We start from the raw sequence: 15,011 nt of genomic DNA on the forward strand, positions 1-15,011 counted from the left end.
AGAATTTCATTTACTTCAATCCCTATTAGAATTGAGAAATAAAAGAACTCTCCATTCCTTTGAAATTTTCTGCTATCTTCTCCATATCTTTTCCCACTTTTTCGTTTAATATCTTTGCATAGATTTGAGTAGTTGCAATATTCTTGTGCCCCATCATTTTGCTAAGACTTTCAAGCGGAACGCCTTCGCTTAGAAAAAGAGTGGCAAACGTATGCCGTGCCAAATGGAACGTTACCTTTTTGTTCTCAAGACACTGAATCAACTGGGATATCCGATTAAGGCTTTCATTGCAGACACTATTGGAAGGTACTGGAAATACCAGCCCATTTTGGGAAAGACCTTCATATTTGCTGATAATCATTTTTGGAATATCCAACAACATCACATTGGATGAAGTGGCTGTCTTTCTCCTGCGAATGATAATCCATTCCCTACCATCAAAAAACTCTTGAATATTGCTTTTTTTCAATCCTTTCATATCAGAATAAGAAAGTCCAGTAAAACAGCTGAAAACAAAAAGGTCTTTCACCAATTCATCTTTCTTTTTAATACATTCAAAAATAACGAGTTGTTCCAATTCAGTTCGTAGCAGATAGCCTCGATCCCTGTCCTTCTTGGTGTTTTTGTACTCGCTGAATGGGTTGCAGGAAAGATGTTTTCTGCTTATAGCCAATCGGCAAACGGTAGTAAGCCCGATCATATAGACCCATATTGTGTTGTGTTCTAGACTTTGGTCATTACGAAGATAGTAATCAAATTCCTGAATAAATTCACAATCAATAGTATTAAAAGAAATATCGGAACTTTTATATTTTGACCGGGCAAAACTTCTGAGATGGATTAAAAGGCTTTTGTATTTTCCAAGCGTTCCGTATGCCCGAAGTCCGCTATCGACCTTTTTCTCAAAGTCCAGTACAAATCTATCGAAGAATTTGAAAAATGTCAGCTCTCCCTTTTCCATACCAAGAAAAACATCTCTCAGCTTATCGCTATTTACACTTCCATCACTCTCCATAATTTTTGAGTGGCACTTTTCAATACCCATACGGATGCTGTCAAGTTTGGTGTTGAGGTTCTGTGCTTCCTTGCTTTTGCCCGAAACCCTGCCATATTTCAAATCCCAAGTAGAAGCAGAAATATCCAGCTTGGCACTGAATGTGGATTGCTTGCCATTAACGGTTATCCTGCACATAACAGGCACCATTCCGTTTTTCTTTGGTGCATTCTTTTTAAGGTAGAATAATACCTTAAATGTTGATCTTTTTGTCGTTTCCATAACTCAAATTTCTTAATGTTAAATTAAAATTTATCGAGCTGGGAAACAATATGAAATACAATGCAATAAACTGAAAAACAATCAAATACAAATATTCAAAGGTTTTTTAAAAGTAACGATTTGGTAACCGAACTTTTGTAATTCCTTGCGTTTTCTTGCTTTTAACTGCACTACCAAAAAGTGAAAAACAGTTGCAAATCCTTTATTTGCAACTGTTTTACCTGTTTTCTATCTTTGATGTATTTTATCTAAAACTTTATTTTAAAAATATATAATTTAAAATTGCTCAAATCATTTTCTGAAGTAGCAAAAATTTCTAAAGCTGGAGTATTGATTACCATTCACTGGATTTTTTTCTACGCCAGCATTAAATATTCCAACATATCAATTGGTGTTGTGTGTTATTGTCTGACTAGTTTTTTTACAGCTTTTTTTGAACCGATTCTCAATAAAAAAAGATTTAATCTGGTTCAAGTTTTATTAAGCATGCTTACATTACTAGGAATAAGCTTGATTTTCCATTTTGATTCCTCATATCAACTCGGAATATTACTTGGAGTAATTTCGTCAGCATTTGCTGCTTTATACACTATTTACAACGAAAGGCTAGTGCAACATTACGATAGCAAATTAATTAACTTTTATCAGATGCTTGGCGGAACTTTAGTTCTAGGAGTTATACTGCCTATTTATTTTTACAATTTTCCAAACCAAACTTTCGTTCCAAGCTTAACAGATACTTTCTATTTATTAATCTTAGCATCATGTTGTACCGTTGCGCTTTATGTTATGTTTGCAGAATCACTTAAAAAAATTCCAGCATTTACCATAAATCTAACCTTCAACCTAGAACCAATTTATTCTATTATATTAGCTTTCTTATTTTTTAATGAAGGACAATCGGTCAATTTCTCTTTTTATATCGGAATAAGCTTGGTAATGACCTCCGTTTTACTGCAATCTATTATTTCTATCCGAAAGAAAAACACTACATAACCTCAAATCTCTTAAAAGTATAAAACAAAAAAAACTCCTTTCACACAAAGGAGTTTTCTGTTTTTAATATATTTTTAGTCATTCAATCCTTTCCCATCAAGAATTCGTTGAATATTTTTTTCCACTCTCGACTCTCTTGTTTTAGATTGTTTAGGCTGCGAAAAATGAAGCAAATATGCACGTTGTCTCCCTGGAGTTAAAGCATAAAAAGCTTTTTTAAAATCAGAATTGGCATCAAATTTATTCTGAAGCTCTTCGGCAATTTCAAATTCAGAAACTTTTTTCAGTTCTACCTTTTGCCCTGATTTTTCAATTTCAGCCGCTTCAAAAATATACTTTTTTAGAATTTCTTTCTTATCTAAAATATCTTTAACATTCGCAAATCTAACTTGACGAGCCGCTTGTACATTCTCTGATTGCTGAATTAATATAATATCTGGATCTTTCATTAAAGCTCCTTTGAAAAACAAAAAAGCGCAATATTCCTTAAATGAATGAATCAAAACAATGTTTGCTTTTTCGAAAGTATAACAAGGGCATCCCCATTTTAATTCTTCTGACAAATGACAGTCTAAAACAATTTCTCTCATTTGTTCGATTTCGGCTTTCCATTTTTCAGCTTTCTCGAAATAAAAATCAACTTTAGGATTTGTAGCATATTGTGCCATAAATTTTCAAATTAAAATTATCCTTTAAATTTAATAAATTTTAAAAATTATCCGATAAGTCTTTTTCAAGATTAAAGAAACCTAAAACATTTTAAAGACATCCTAAGACAAGTTTACCTAAAGAATAGTGGAAACCAACTCAAATAAACCAAAAGACTTCATTATTCGAAGCAATATTAAAAAAAAAAAAAAACAATAAGCATTCAAAATATTTCCGAAAATCTATAAAAACAGAAAACCCCATCCGATTAGGATAGGGTTTTCAAAAGAAAGGCGACGACATACTCTCCCACATGACTGCAGTACCATCTGCGCAGGCGGGCTTAACTTCTCTGTTCGGGATGGGAAGAGGTGAGCCCCGCCGCAATAACCACCTTAAGGTTTTTAGTCTAAAGTTTAAGGTCATAAAGCCTAAAGCCATTATTGCGGCTTTTTAACTTTTGACTTTCCTCTTTACGACTTACTCGCGTCGAGCAAATATTTTAACATACTGAGATAAAGAAAAGAAGAATATTTTAGAAAGTTCCTTCCCGATCCGCTGGGCGGATCGGGAAAAAGGCGTGCATAAGCTTACGGATTATTAGTACTACTCGACTGTGACATTACTGCCTTTACATCTGTAGCCTATCAACGTGGTCATCTTCCACGATCCTTAAAAGAAATCTCATCTTGTGGTGGGTTTCGCGCTTATATGCTTTCAGCGCTTATCCCTTCCCAACGTAGCTACTCTGCGGTGCCCCTGGCGGGACAACAGATACACTAGAGGTTAGTCCAATTCGGTCCTCTCGTACTAGAATCAGATCCACTCAAATTTCTAACGCCCGCAGTAGATAGAGACCGAACTGTCTCACGACGTTCTGAACCCAGCTCGCGTGCCACTTTAATGGGCGAACAGCCCAACCCTTGGGACCTTCTCCAGCCCCAGGATGTGACGAGCCGACATCGAGGTGCCAAACCCCCCGTCGATATGAGCTCTTGGGGGAGATCAGCCTGTTATCCCCGGCGTACCTTTTATCCTTTGAGCGATGGCCCTTCCATGCGGAACCACCGGATCACTATGCTCTACTTTCGTACCTGATCGACCTGTATGTCTCTCAGTCAAGCTCCCTTATGCCATTGCACTCTACGCACGGTTACCAAGCGTACTGAGGGAACCTTTAGAAGCCTCCGTTACTCTTTTGGAGGCGACCACCCCAGTCAAACTACCCACCAAGCACTGTCCCCCACATCGCGGGGTTAGGCCTCAGATAAACAAAGGGTTGTATTTCAACAATGACTCCACAACGCCTGGCGACGCCGCTTCAAAGTCTCCAACCTATCCTACACATCATTTATCCAAGGTCAATACTAAGCTATAGTAAAGGTGCACAGGGTCTTTTCGTCCCACTGCGGGTAAACGGCATCTTCACCGTTACTACAATTTCACCGAGCTCATGGCTGAGACAGTGTCCAGATCGTTACACCATTCGTGCAGGTCGGAACTTACCCGACAAGGAATTTCGCTACCTTAGGACCGTTATAGTTACGGCCGCCGTTTACTGGGGCTTCAATTCAATGCTTCTCCGAAGATAACATCTCCTCTTAACCTTCCAGCACCGGGCAGGTGTCAGGCCCTATACTTCATCTTACGATTTTGCAGAGCCCTGTGTTTTTGATAAACAGTCGCCTGGACCTCTTCACTGCGGCCCCGATTGCTCGGGGCGACCTTTCTCCCGAAGTTACAGGTCTATTTTGCCTAATTCCTTAGCCATGAATCTCTCGAGCACCTTAGGATTCTCTCCTCAACTACCTGTGTCGGTTTACGGTACTGGTTCTTATTGCCTGAAGTTTAGAGGTTTTTCTTGGAAGCCCTTAGGCGCACTATCTCTTTGTCCGAAGACTCCGAGTACTATCGCATTTCACCAAACTCTCCGGATTTGCCTAGAGAGCCTATAGCTAGGTGCTTTAACGAACTATTCCGTCAGTTCGCGGCGCTTTCATCACTCCGTCACCCCATCACAGCAATAAGAAGTACGGGAATATTAACCCGTTGGCCATCGACTGTCCCTTTCGGGTTCGCCTTAGGACCAGACTAACCCACAGCTGATTAGCATAGCTGTGGAAACCTTAGTTTTTCGGTGTGCGGGTTTCTCGCCCGCATTATCGTTACTTATGCCTACATTTTCTTTTCTGACCGGTCCAGCATACCTTACGATACACCTTCTGCCCTGTCAGAATGCTCCCCTACCACTTTGCATTGCTGCAAAATCCATAGCTTCGGTAATATGTTTATGCCCGATTATTATCCATGCTCGTCCGCTCGACTAGTGAGCTGTTACGCACTCTTTAAATGAATGGCTGCTTCCAAGCCAACATCCTAGCTGTCTGGGCAGACAAACCTCGTTCTTTCAACTTAACATATATTTGGGGACCTTAGCTGATGGTCTGGGTTCTTTCCCTCTCGGACTTGGACCTTAGCACCCAAGCCCTCACTGCTGTGAAACATTATATAGCATTCGGAGTTTGTCAGGAATTGGTAGGCGGTGAAGCCCCCGCATCCAATCAGTAGCTCTACCTCTATATAACTGTCATCAGCGCTGCACCTAAATGCATTTCGGGGAGTACGAGCTATTTCCGAGTTTGATTGGCCTTTCACCCCTACCCACAGGTCATCCGAAGACTTTTCAACGTCAACCGGTTCGGTCCTCCACTGTGTGTTACCACAGCTTCAACCTGCCCATGGGTAGATCACACGGTTTCGCGTCTAACACTGCCGACTAAAGCGCCCTATTCAGACTCGCTTTCGCTGCGGATCCATGGCTTAACCACTTATCCTTGCCGGCAACGTTAACTCGTAGGCTCATTATGCAAAAGGCACGCCGTCACCCCACGAAAGGGCTCCGACCGCTTGTAAGCGCATGGTTTCAGGATCTATTTCACTCCGTTATTCACGGTTCTTTTCACCTTTCCCTCACGGTACTGGTTCACTATCGGTCTCTCAGGAGTATTTAGCCTTAGCGGATGGTCCCGCCAAATTCAGACAGGGTTTCACGTGCCCCGCCCTACTCAGGATACCACTATCTATTATGCTCGTTACCCATACGGGGCTGTCACCCTCTATGGCGCTCCTTTCCAGAAGCTTCCGGTTCCTTGCACATAAAATGCCGTGGTCCTACAACCCCAGCTATGCCGTAACATAACTGGTTTGGGCTAATCCGCGTTCGCTCGCCACTACTTACGGAATCACTTTTGTTTTCTTCTCCTCCGCCTACTTAGATGTTTCAGTTCAGCGGGTTTGCCCACCTATCGGTGTGCTATGCCTTCAGCATAGCGGGTTGCCCCATTCGGATATCTGCGGATCGATCTGTGTGTGCCAGTCCCCGCAGCTTTTCGCAGCTTATCACGTCCTTCTTCGCCTCTGAGAGCCTAGGCATTCCCCATGCGCCCTTATTTTGCTTATTGCACCAATCATAAAATCAATTATGACCGTTTTTTTTGTTTTTCCTATCTGTTAGAATCAGAAAAACGCTTTCTACTTTCTTATTATTTTCTTATCTCAATATGTCAATGAACTTTTTTCCTTTCGGAACTGTGGAGAATAACGGAGTCGAACCGTTGACCTCCTGCGTGCAAGGCAGGCGCTCTAGCCAGCTGAGCTAATCCCCCATTTTGAATCTTAGATTTTAGAATTCAGATTTTAGATTTCTAATTCTTCTCTAATTTCCTTTGGTGAATCCCAGCTTCCAGAATTTCCTTCAAATCAAGCCAAATAGTAGTCCCGGGCAGACTCGAACTGCCGACCCCTACATTATCAGTGTAGTACTCTAACCAGCTGAGCTACGAGACTCTGTTTTACTTAATTTTCATCATTTTTTTAAATTAACAGCAAGAGTAATGCAATCACGATTCCAAACCTACCGTCCGGCATCTTATTTCCCAATCGTGCCTTGCGGCTAACGGATTGGGCTCTAGAAAGGAGGTGTTCCAGCCGCACCTTCCGGTACGGCTACCTTGTTACGACTTAGCCCTAGTTACCAGTTTTACCCTAGGCAGCTCCTTGCGGTCACCGACTTCAGGCACCCCCAGCTTCCATGGCTTGACGGGCGGTGTGTACAAGGCCCGGGAACGTATTCACCGGATCATGGCTGATATCCGATTACTAGCGATTCCAGCTTCACGGAGTCGAGTTGCAGACTCCGATCCGAACTGTGACCGGCTTTATAGATTCGCTCCTGGTCGCCCAGTGGCTGCTCTCTGTACCGGCCATTGTAGCACGTGTGTAGCCCAAGGCGTAAGGGCCGTGATGATTTGACGTCATCCCCACCTTCCTCACAGTTTGCACTGGCAGTCTTGTTAGAGTTCCCGACATGACTCGCTGGCAACTAACAACAGGGGTTGCGCTCGTTATAGGACTTAACCTGACACCTCACGGCACGAGCTGACGACAACCATGCAGCACCTTGTAAACTGTCTTGCGAAAGATCTGTTTCCAAATCGGTCAGTCTGCATTTAAGCCTTGGTAAGGTTCCTCGCGTATCATCGAATTAAACCACATGCTCCACCGCTTGTGCGGGCCCCCGTCAATTCCTTTGAGTTTCAAACTTGCGTTCGTACTCCCCAGGTGGGATACTTATCACTTTCGCTTAGCCACTGAAGTTGCCCCCAACAGCTAGTATCCATCGTTTACGGCGTGGACTACCAGGGTATCTAATCCTGTTCGCTACCCACGCTTTCGTCCATCAGCGTCAATCGATTGGTAGTAACCTGCCTTCGCAATTGGTATTCCATGTAATCTCTAAGCATTTCACCGCTACACTACATATTCTAGTTACTTCCCAATAATTCAAGTCCTGCAGTATCAATGGCCGTTCCACCGTTGAGCGATGGGCTTTCACCACTGACTTACAAGACCGCCTACGGACCCTTTAAACCCAATGATTCCGGATAACGCTTGGATCCTCCGTATTACCGCGGCTGCTGGCACGGAGTTAGCCGATCCTTATTCTTACGGTACCGTCAAGCTCCTTCACGAAGGAGTGTTTCTTCCCGTACAAAAGCAGTTTACAATCCATAGGACCGTCATCCTGCACGCGGCATGGCTGGTTCAGGCTTGCGCCCATTGACCAATATTCCTCACTGCTGCCTCCCGTAGGAGTCTGGTCCGTGTCTCAGTACCAGTGTGGGGGATCTCCCTCTCAGGACCCCTACCCATCGTCGCCTTGGTAAGCCGTTACCTTACCAACTAGCTAATGGGACGCATGCTCATCTTTCACCGTTGTGACTTTAATTATAAGATGATGCCATCCTATAATGCTATGAGGTATTAATCCAAATTTCTCTGGGCTATCCCTCTGTGAAAGGCAGATTGCATACGCGTTACGCACCCGTGCGCCGGTCTCAGATTCCGAAGAATCCTACCCCTCGACTTGCATGTGTTAAGCCTGCCGCTAGCGTTCATCCTGAGCCAGGATCAAACTCTTCATCGTATATTTTTATATTATTATGCGATGCTTTTCCAGTCGGTTCTTTTCGAATCTCTCGATTCCATTACTCTTATTTTTTCTGTTTTGAAATCTCTTTCAAAACGGCTGTCAATTCAATATGTCTACGAACGTGTCTTCTTTTGTTTTTCGCTTATCTCTCAAAGCGGGTGCAAAACTAAAACTTCTTTTTATTTCCTGCAAGAAAAAATTCAAAAAATTTGAAACTTTTTTTTCGTTTCCATTTTCCCATTTTCCCTTCCAATCTATCAATGAACCTTCCCTGTTTTGCGGGGTGCAAATGTAAAACCCTTTTTCTTTTCCTGCAAGCTTTTCCGAATCTTTTTTTCGAAAATCTCTTTTCTTTCGATTCTTATTTCCTGGCAGTATTTCGATGAGCGTCTTGCTGATTGCGGGTGCAAAAGTAGAACCTTTTTCCAGTTATACAATACTTTTGGACGCCTTTTTTTCGCCTTTTCTCAAATTATTTTTTAACTTACTGATAACGGCTTCTTTACGTTTTGAAGTTTTTGGATTCCCGTAAGGATTTTCTCCGTTTGGCTGCGTTTTTCCTGTCTGCTGCCGCTTCCGCATTCCCGTTTTTGCGGGTTTTCAGGTTTGGCGGACGTTTTCCGCCCTTTCTCTAATTACGGAAAAATCCATTTTTAGCAAAAAAGCCCTTCCCAAGACGGGATTTATAGCCCCGATAGTCCCGAAGCTTCGGGAGGAAATCCTTTTTGGGGACGGGGTTCGCCCCAAAAAGATTGCAGCGCATAGCGGGAAACAGCTCCTGAAAATAATTAAAGTGTTTCCCTTTACATATGCTTGCACATAAAACGCAATGCCGTGCGCCTCTACAGAAAATTGGGGTTTAATTTCTTCCTTATATATATGCGTAAAAAGAAACCCGACAGATTTTTCAAATCTGTCGGGTTGAAATGGTAACATTAAACTCCTTTATTAATCAAAACGAATAGCTTTTACTGGAGATATTTTTGTTATTATATAAGATGGAATCAATAGTACCAAGAAACAAACGGTAACTGTAAGCAGATTTAACAAGAGAATATAAATCCAATTTAAATAAACAGGCGCTTGATTTACATAATAGTTTTCTGGATTCAGTTGGATTATACCAAATTGCTGTTGAATCAGTAAAATTGAAATTCCTATTAAATTTCCCCAGAATAATCCCCGAAGAATAAGATAAAAGGCATTATACAAAAATATTTTTCGAACCGACCAGTTATTAGCTCCCATCGATTTTAAAATCCCAATCATTTGTGTTCTTTCTAAAATAAGAACCAATAATGCGACAACCATATTAATTGTAGCAACTAAAATCATTACCGCCAAAATCACTACTATATTAAAATCGAATAATTGAAGCCAATCAAATATATAACTATATTTTTCTACAATAGTTTCAGTGTCAAGAGTAGAAGATGTTTTTTCGTAAACCAGATTTCCAATGGTTTTAATTTCATTAAAGTCATTTACAAAAACTTCAAATGCTCCAATTTGATCTTCATTCCACTTATTAATTCTTTGAATATGTCGAATGTCACCTATTATATAAGTAGCATCAAAATCTTGAAATCCTGAATTGAATATTCCAACAATTTTAAATCGACGACTATTAGGCAACTTTCCTTGTTCTTCTTTTATAAAAAAAGTATTGAATTGGTCGCCAAGTTTCAAATTAAGTCTGTTTGCCAGAAATCTTGAAATAATAACATCTTCATTTATTTGTTTACTAAAATCTGGCAATTTGCCTTCTACAATATATTCTTTAATATTATTCCAATCATAATCTGCCCCTACTCCTTTAAAAACAATTCCTTCAAATGCATTTTCTGTTCTTATAATTCCGGCTTTACTTGCGATTGCTTGTATATGACTAACTTCTGGAACACTTTTAAAATTAGGATAGAAATCTTGTTTTTTGGAAATTGGAACCAAAGTAACATCTGAATTATTATTATCATAATTAGAAATAATAATCTGTCCGTTGAACGCAGATACTTTGTCACGAATTTTTTTCTGAAGACCAATTCCTGTCGCAACAGAAACCATCATCATAATTATTCCAATTGCAATTGCCGAAATAGCAATTTTAATAATAGGCGCCGAGATACTGCTTTTGTAATCTTTTGCAGTAATAAGTCTTTTGGCTATAAAATATTCTAAATTCAAATTTTAGGTTTTTTAATTATTCCTTTCTCAAAAGTACACCTTAAAAGAATAAAACGAGAAATTCTTTAAATTAATTAATATTCTTTTCTTTAAAGAGGAAGTTTCTTTTTCATTTCTTCGACTATATTGTATGCTGCTGGGCAAATTTCAACATTTTTTAATGTTAGATTTGAAATCTGATAAAATTTGTTTCTATCGGTGTGAGGAAATTCTCGACATGCTTTTGGACGAACATCATAAATCATACAGTAATTCTCATGGTCTAAAAAAGTACAAGGAACACTTTTCAAAACATAATCTTTATCTTCATCAATGCGAAGATATTGCTCTATAAATTGCTGTGGCTTTTTTCTAAAATGCTTTGAAATCCGCTCAATATCTGCAAGAGTAAATAATGGTCCCGTTGTTTTACAGCAATTAGCGCACTTCAAACAGTCAGTTCTTTTAAATTCTGCATTATGCAAATCCTGCATAACGTAATCTAAATTCTTTGGCTGTTTCTTTTTAAGCTTATCGAAATACTTTTTATTTTCGTTATGCTTATCTTTGGCTAACTTACTTAAGTTATTTAAAATCTGTTTCAAGTTTAAAATTTAAAGTTGATCTGCAAAATTAAGCAACTTTGAACTCGAAACCTTAAACTTTAAAATAAAACAATGAAAGATCTTTTTGGAAAAGCGATATTTGATTTTTACACCAATAATTCGCCCGAAGATATTATTACTGAAACTTCAATTTCTGAAGAAGATGAAATGAGTGTCGAATATCTTTTTCGAGCTTATAACGAAATGCCAAAAATCGAGCAAAAAGCACTTCAATTGGCTTACGGAAAAATATTAGATGTAGGATGCGGAGCTGGAAGTCATGCTTTATCGCTACAAAATGAACGAAATTTGGATGTAACTGCTATTGATATTTCAGAAAAGGCAATTGAAACCGCACTTTTGAGAGGAATAAAAAATGCTCAAGTGAAAAATATTTTAGATTTTGAAGGCGAAAAATTTGATACTATTTTAGTTTTAATGAATGGAACGGGAATTTTCGGAAAATTAAAAAACTGTAATCAATATCTTTTGAAGTTAAAATCTTTACTAAATCCTGGAGGACAAATTTTAATTGATAGTTCAGACATCATTTATATGTTTGATGAAGATGAAGATGGTGGAAAATGGATTCCGTCTGAAAACGATTATTACGGAGAACTCGTTTTTAATGTATCTTACAAAGGACAGAAAGAAGAACCTTTTGATTGGCTATATTTAGATTACAATACACTACAAAATGCCGCAATTGCAAATGGACTAAAATGCGAACTTGTTTTAGAAGGAGAGCATTATGACTATTTAGCAAAACTTTCAATTTAAAAAACAAAACCGAATTCAGACTTATGAAAGAATTAGATTTAGAAAAATTAAAATATCCGATCGGAAAATTTATTGCTCCCGATGATTATTCGACTGAATATCTTTCTACCAAAATTCAAGAAATTGAAACATTTCCAAATCGATTAGAAAAAGAAGTGATTCATTTAACAGACGAACAATTAGACACACCTTATCGTCCAGACGGATGGACTGTTAGGCAAGTTATTCATCATTGCGCTGAAAGTCATATGAACTGTTACATCAGAATTAAATGGGCGTTAACCGAAAATAATCCTGTGATTAAAGCTTATGATGAAGTTCTTTGGTCTGAAATTCACGATAATTTGACAATGCCAATTAAACCAACACTTGATTTATTGAATGGATTACACTTTAGATTAGATTATATCATGAAAAATTTATCTGAATCTGATTTAGAAAAGACATTTGTGCATCCATCTGATAATTCAGAAAATAAAATAAAGAAAATTATTGGCACATATGCATGGCATGGAAACCACCATCTTGCACACATTACAACTTTAAAAAAGTATAAAAATTGGTGATAAGGACAAATTGTTTATTCTTTACACAGTTGTATACTTCAGCTAAACAAAAAATCCCTTCGTCTGAAGGGATTTTTTTATGGAATATTTAAATACTTATGTGTTTGTAACGAAACTCTCCATTTCGGATTATTCATAACATAATCAACAATAAGCGGTGTCATTTCTTCTTTTTTGCTCCATTCAGGTTGCAAAAATAAAATAGCATTGTCATTTACTAATTCTGCTTGTTCCTCTGCAAAAATAAAATCATGCTTATTATAAATAATCACTTTTAATTCGTGTGCATTATCATAAACGGTCTGAGTAGGCAGTTTATTTTTTTTAGGAGAAAGACAAATCCAATCCCAAACGCCTGATAGCGGAAAAGCTCCCGAAGTTTCTATATGAACCTTTAAGTTTTTTTCTTTTAAACTTTTTGTTAGAAGCGTCATATCCCAAGATAGAGGCTCTCCACCTGTTACAACAACAGTATCAGCATATTTTGCCGCGTTATCTACAATTAAATCAATGCTTGTTGGCGGATGAATTTCTGCATTCCAGCTTTCTTTCACATCGCACCAATGACATCCAACATCACATCCTCCAATCCTAATAAAGTAAGCAGCTCGCCCTGTATGCGCGCCTTCCCCTTGAATGGTGTAAAACTCTTCCATCAAAGGAAGCATAGCCCCTTTATTTACTTCTAATTGTATTTCTTTTGGTAACATTTTAATATTTTAAGAGTGCAAAGATAGTCAATAATATACATAACAAAAAAACCGATAGTTTTTTGAACTATCGGTTTTTGATTTATTATAAAAATCTAGATTATTTTAAAGATTTTATAGACTGTGTAGCATAAGAGTTTGCTGGATCTAATACTAAAGTTTTATTGAAATATTCAACAGCTTTAGCTTTGTCTGTATTTGCATAAGCAGCACCAATTGCATTATAAGCCTCAATAACTTTTTTAGTTGTTGCAGGTTTCGCTAACTCTTCTGGACCTTTAGCAGTTATTTTAGTAACATACTCTTCGTAGTTTTTAATGATCATGTCATCTTTATCCAATGCACTGTTGATTCTTCCTTTGTACAAGTAAGCTTCATCATATGATGGAGATGCTTCAAGAACTTTATCAAAAGTAGCGTTTGCATTTTCTAAAGCAGCTTTATCACGGCTTTCAGCAGGTTTACCAGCATTACCGTAGTAAACAGAAATTCCGTAATATACAGCATCATCTAAATAATTTTTAGACTCTTTATTGTTTGCACCAAGCTCAAAGATTGATGCCGCTTGCGTGTATTGTTTTTTACTAAATAATTCTTTTCCAAAATCAGCAAATTCTTCAACTACCAATGGCTCTAATTCGATTGCTTTTTTGATATCAGCTAAACCAGCATCAAAAGCAGCTTGATCAATTGTTCCATCAGCAGCAGTTCCTTTTTTAATTTTAGCTAAACCTAAATAATAGTAATCTCTACCAATTACTTTATTTCCAGGAGCTTTCATGAAATCTTCAATCGATTTAATAGCTACATCAACATTTCCGTTTTCGTAAGCCGCATAACCTAAGTATCTATAGATTCTTGGATTTACTTTATCCTCAGCAATCATTTTGTTTGCTACAGTTTCCAATTGTTTGTAATCTTTAACCAAGATTAAGAAATCTGCGTGACGCATTTTTGAATCTAAAGAGTAATCTGTTAAACTCAAATATTTCTCATAGTTTGTAATTGCATTTTGCAAATTAACTTTAGCAGTAGAAGGTTTATTTCTTGCCCATTTGTAATAAGTTTCAGCAAGTTCTCTGTAAACCGGTCCATAATTAGCATTCAAAGCAATTACTTCATTAAATGATTTAATAGCTTCGTCGTAAGATTTAGCTCCTTTTAACAAAACACCTAATTGCATTTTCGCTCTTAACAAAGTGTTATCAGCTGTAAAAGCATCACGGTAAGATTTGTAAGCATCATTTTGATTGTTAGATCCGTAATATGCATCTCCAATAGCTAAAAGAGCTTGAGCATTTTGAGGATCAACCAATAAAGCACGTTTTAAAACATCAACAGCACTTTTATAATCTGGATTTTCCGAATTCATATAAGCTCTAGCAATGTAAATAAATTCATTTACATCTTTTTTTCTCATATCTTTTGTTGCTAAAGCAAAATTTGCTTGAGCAGCTGCTGTATTTTTAGCATCTAAATCTAACTGTCCTAAACCAATATAGCTTAAGTTTTTCTTATCTGAAGCTTGTAATCCATTATTATAATAGATTTTCGCAGAGTCTACAACAGATTGATTTAAATAAACATTTCCTAAAACAAAATTCGCTTCACCGTCAGAAGGTTTAGATTTAATGATTGATTTAAGTATTGTTTTTGCTTTATCAAACTGTTCTGCATCAATAGCCTTTTTTGCTTCACTGATGTCTTGCGCTGTTGCCGCAGTCGCCGAAGCTACTAATGCAAGACTAAAAATTTTAAATTTATTCATCTTTCTAT

At 38.1% G+C, this 15,011-nt stretch carries 10 protein-coding genes, 2 tRNA genes and 3 rRNA genes; 3 read left to right on the forward strand and 12 right to left on the reverse strand.

What is annotated here, in order from left to right; all coding sequences use genetic code 11:
• Nucleotides 1–25: 25 nt before the first annotated feature.
• Nucleotides 26–1,276 carry a site-specific integrase gene (locus tag NYQ10_RS02270; RefSeq protein ID WP_289878726.1) on the reverse strand — a complete coding sequence of 417 codons (1,251 nt, stop codon included), beginning with the start codon at nucleotides 1,274–1,276 and terminating at the stop codon, nucleotides 26–28.
• Between the two features lie 486 nt (nucleotides 1,277–1,762).
• On the opposite strand from NYQ10_RS02270, the gene NYQ10_RS02275 reads away from it, so the two are divergent.
• Nucleotides 1,763–2,272 carry a DMT family transporter gene (locus NYQ10_RS02275; protein WP_289878727.1) on the forward strand — a complete coding sequence of 170 codons (510 nt, stop codon included), beginning with the start codon at nucleotides 1,763–1,765 and terminating at the stop codon, nucleotides 2,270–2,272.
• Between the two features lie 74 nt (nucleotides 2,273–2,346).
• On the opposite strand, the gene NYQ10_RS02280 is transcribed toward NYQ10_RS02275, so the two are convergent.
• The 9 genes from NYQ10_RS02280 to NYQ10_RS02320 all read right to left on the reverse strand — a co-directional run bounded on the left by NYQ10_RS02280 (nucleotide 2,347) and on the right by NYQ10_RS02320 (nucleotide 11,179).
• Complete coding sequence (locus NYQ10_RS02280) at nucleotides 2,347–2,940, reverse strand: YdeI/OmpD-associated family protein (protein WP_289878728.1); 594 nt, start codon at nucleotides 2,938–2,940, stop codon at nucleotides 2,347–2,349.
• Between the two features lie 268 nt (nucleotides 2,941–3,208).
• Nucleotides 3,209–3,318, reverse strand: a 5S ribosomal RNA gene (rrf, locus tag NYQ10_RS02285).
• A gap of 182 nt (nucleotides 3,319–3,500) precedes the next feature.
• A 23S ribosomal RNA gene (locus NYQ10_RS02290) occupies nucleotides 3,501–6,382 on the reverse strand.
• Between the two features lie 129 nt (nucleotides 6,383–6,511).
• Nucleotides 6,512–6,585, reverse strand: a tRNA-Ala gene (locus tag NYQ10_RS02295).
• A 107-nt stretch (nucleotides 6,586–6,692) separates the two neighbouring features.
• A tRNA-Ile gene (locus NYQ10_RS02300) sits at nucleotides 6,693–6,766 on the reverse strand.
• A gap of 125 nt (nucleotides 6,767–6,891) precedes the next feature.
• Nucleotides 6,892–8,405 (reverse strand): 16S ribosomal RNA (locus NYQ10_RS02305).
• Together the 16S, 23S and 5S rRNA genes with 2 tRNA genes alongside form the textbook arrangement of a ribosomal RNA operon.
• A 435-nt stretch (nucleotides 8,406–8,840) precedes the next feature.
• Nucleotides 8,841–8,993 carry a hypothetical protein gene (locus tag NYQ10_RS02310; RefSeq protein WP_289878729.1) on the reverse strand — a complete coding sequence of 51 codons (153 nt, stop codon included), beginning with the start codon at nucleotides 8,991–8,993 and terminating at the stop codon, nucleotides 8,841–8,843.
• Between the two features lie 366 nt (nucleotides 8,994–9,359).
• Complete coding sequence (locus NYQ10_RS02315; protein ID WP_289878730.1) at nucleotides 9,360–10,595, reverse strand: ABC transporter permease; 1,236 nt, start codon at nucleotides 10,593–10,595, stop codon at nucleotides 9,360–9,362.
• An 89-nt stretch (nucleotides 10,596–10,684) separates the two neighbouring features.
• Nucleotides 10,685–11,179: a YkgJ family cysteine cluster protein gene (locus tag NYQ10_RS02320; protein ID WP_289878731.1), complete on the reverse strand. Its 495-nt coding sequence runs from the start codon at nucleotides 11,177–11,179 to the stop codon at nucleotides 10,685–10,687.
• 72 nt (nucleotides 11,180–11,251) lie between these two features.
• Here NYQ10_RS02320 and NYQ10_RS02325 point away from each other — a divergent pair, with 72 nt between their 5' ends.
• Together NYQ10_RS02325 and NYQ10_RS02330 are read left to right on the forward strand one after the other, a co-directional pair.
• Complete coding sequence (locus tag NYQ10_RS02325) at nucleotides 11,252–11,959, forward strand: class I SAM-dependent methyltransferase (protein ID WP_289878732.1); 708 nt, start codon at nucleotides 11,252–11,254, stop codon at nucleotides 11,957–11,959.
• A gap of 23 nt (nucleotides 11,960–11,982) precedes the next feature.
• Nucleotides 11,983–12,525, forward strand: a complete 543-nt coding sequence (locus NYQ10_RS02330; RefSeq protein ID WP_289878733.1) for a YfiT family bacillithiol transferase — start codon at nucleotides 11,983–11,985, stop codon at nucleotides 12,523–12,525.
• A gap of 77 nt (nucleotides 12,526–12,602) precedes the next feature.
• On the opposite strand, the gene NYQ10_RS02335 is transcribed toward NYQ10_RS02330, so the two are convergent.
• Together NYQ10_RS02335 and NYQ10_RS02340 are read right to left on the reverse strand one after the other, a co-directional pair.
• Nucleotides 12,603–13,235, reverse strand: a complete 633-nt coding sequence (locus tag NYQ10_RS02335) for a 7-carboxy-7-deazaguanine synthase QueE (RefSeq protein ID WP_276171994.1) — start codon at nucleotides 13,233–13,235, stop codon at nucleotides 12,603–12,605.
• 100 nt (nucleotides 13,236–13,335) lie between these two features.
• Nucleotides 13,336–15,003 (reverse strand): tetratricopeptide repeat protein, encoded by a 1,668-nt coding sequence (locus NYQ10_RS02340; RefSeq protein ID WP_289878734.1) that lies wholly within the window; start codon nucleotides 15,001–15,003, stop codon nucleotides 13,336–13,338.
• Nucleotides 15,004–15,011 lie beyond the last annotated feature (8 nt).

The organism is Flavobacterium johnsoniae (genome assembly GCF_030388325.1).
GTDB lineage: Bacteria > Bacteroidota > Bacteroidia > Flavobacteriales > Flavobacteriaceae > Flavobacterium > Flavobacterium johnsoniae_C.

Excerpts from the sequence above, each read along its gene's own strand:
- NYQ10_RS02325 (WP_289878732.1), top strand. The coding sequence starts at position 11,252 with ATGAAAGATCTTTTTGGAAAAGCGATATTTGATTTTTACACCAATAAT.
- NYQ10_RS02280 (WP_289878728.1), bottom strand. The coding sequence starts at position 2,940 with ATGGCACAATATGCTACAAATCCTAAAGTTGATTTTTATTTCGAGAAA.
- NYQ10_RS02310 (WP_289878729.1), bottom strand. The coding sequence starts at position 8,993 with ATGCGGAAGCGGCAGCAGACAGGAAAAACGCAGCCAAACGGAGAAAAT.
- NYQ10_RS02330 (WP_289878733.1), top strand. The coding sequence starts at position 11,983 with ATGAAAGAATTAGATTTAGAAAAATTAAAATATCCGATCGGAAAATTT.
- NYQ10_RS02340 (WP_289878734.1), bottom strand. The coding sequence starts at position 15,003 with ATGAATAAATTTAAAATTTTTAGTCTTGCATTAGTAGCTTCGGCGACT.
- NYQ10_RS02270 (WP_289878726.1), bottom strand. The coding sequence starts at position 1,276 with ATGGAAACGACAAAAAGATCAACATTTAAGGTATTATTCTACCTTAAA.
- NYQ10_RS02275 (WP_289878727.1), top strand. The coding sequence starts at position 1,763 with ATGCTTACATTACTAGGAATAAGCTTGATTTTCCATTTTGATTCCTCA.
- NYQ10_RS02335 (WP_276171994.1), bottom strand. The coding sequence starts at position 13,235 with ATGTTACCAAAAGAAATACAATTAGAAGTAAATAAAGGGGCTATGCTT.